Genomic DNA, 1,689 nt, shown 5'->3' with positions numbered 1-1,689 from the left:
CTCTGGATCATTAATATTATTATCTAACATCTCAAAATAATATTCATATCTTAATTTCTGTTCTGTCATACAAAAAACATTTAAAAGATCATAAAAAGTAGACTCATTTTTATCTTTCTTACATTTATCATACAAAGTTGATAATTTTGATAACTTCGCTAATAACATAATTAACCATCACCTCGTTTTTATTTGTTTGTCTCAAGATATTAATAAGAACTTTACCAGATGAAATTTTAATATTAGCTTGACTAACACTAGACTTATTAAGAAATTCTTTTTTATTAGGAAATAGGTACTTATTAAACCATGCAATTCGACATTCTTTTATAGTCCCGAAATATACAAAACTTGTATTGATAGAATGAAAAATTTCATGTATAGGTAAAGGTGAATTTCTATTACTGGATCTTGTTCCCCCACTTGAAGAGTCTAGACCATCAAACTTTATTTTTGTGGGATATCCTTGTAAACCTTTTTCCAAAGCTTTTTTTTGTAATTCAGATGGTTTAACCGCTTTAGTCATATACTCACTGACACAAGTAGAAAGAATTTTTTTTTCGATTTTCTCCTTATCATTTGTAGTTAGGTGAACTACCTTGCCAATATTATTTTTGATATTGTTGATATGTTTTTTTATTGGTGGCATTTTTTCTAAGAGCTGGTCTTCATAATCTTCAACTAATTTTCTGTTCATTTCGACACAAGAAGTGAACAGATTTTTTTTCAAAGCCCTCTCATAAACATCATCTATTTTTTTTACGCTAACATCGCATATCATCGAAATTTTACTTTTTAAAATTTTACAGTATGCTTCTGGAGACCAAATAAATACACCATCAGGTTTTCCACCTTTAAATTTATTTGGAACTAAAATCATTACAATTGATTGACTTGTATCTAATACTGTCATTGCTGGTATTACAATAGAGTCTCCTGTTTTAGTAACAGTTCTTATTACTGAAAAAAGATATAGATTAGAAGAAGTTTTAAAAAATGCAGGATAATAAATTTCATTGCTACGTGAAGGAGCAATACTATCAATTAAATTATAGTAAATATCACCCTCTGCTAAATTATCAAGAGCCGTATCACTCCAATTATTAGTTAAACTATCTATATTATTTACTAATAATTGGAGTGATACGGCTCTTGATAATTTAGCAGAGGGTGATATCTGTCTCTTATACACATCTAAATGCCCTCGAAATTTTTTGTTTCAACTGTTCAACATTTTTAATATTTTGATTTTCTACATCATTAATGATAAGATCGAAACAATCCAAATATTTTTTTTTGCTTAAAAAAAATTGAATCCCTAGCAATTCACTTTCAGAACAGCCTTCCTTATATTCTTCTACGAGTTCGGGCCACGAAGGAAATCCTAATGGTTTTGACAATCCAGATCCTAAAAAGGGTACCAAATTATTGACGCCCCTTAATTCTTCTAAAATCAGTTTGTTCTTCCTCCAAGAAGTTCCATAATAATCTAAAGCTTTTTTATTCTTATCACTTATGAATTCCTTGAAATCACTAGATAGTTGATACAACTCTATTACAGGATCATGTTGGCTTACCTTTTTTCCACATTCACAATAAGAATCTAAAATATTAGTTATTTCAGTCTCTTCTTCACATCTATATTGATAATCAATGAAAAAAATATTTTCATTTTTCATTTCACTAAAA

The 1,689-nt window shown here is 28.5% G+C and carries 2 protein-coding genes; both read right to left on the bottom strand.

Features of this window, described 5'->3' with window-relative positions:
• Nucleotides 1-127: 127 nt before the first annotated feature.
• Nucleotides 128-1,192, bottom strand: a complete 1,065-nt coding sequence (locus tag A5870_RS07095) for a hypothetical protein (RefSeq protein WP_086292242.1) — start codon at nucleotides 1,190-1,192, stop codon at nucleotides 128-130.
• Nucleotides 1,185-1,689 (bottom strand): hypothetical protein (locus A5870_RS07090; protein ID WP_176277850.1); only part of this gene is annotated, 505 nt, incomplete at its 5' end. The genes A5870_RS07090 and A5870_RS07095, both read right to left, overlap by 8 nt.

Source organism: Enterococcus sp. 2G9_DIV0600 (assembly GCF_002140615.1).
Lineage (GTDB): Bacteria > Bacillota > Bacilli > Lactobacillales > Enterococcaceae > Enterococcus_D > Enterococcus_D innesii.
Note: the sequence above shows the minus strand (reverse complement) of the source record. Positions and strands in the feature narration are given on the sequence as shown.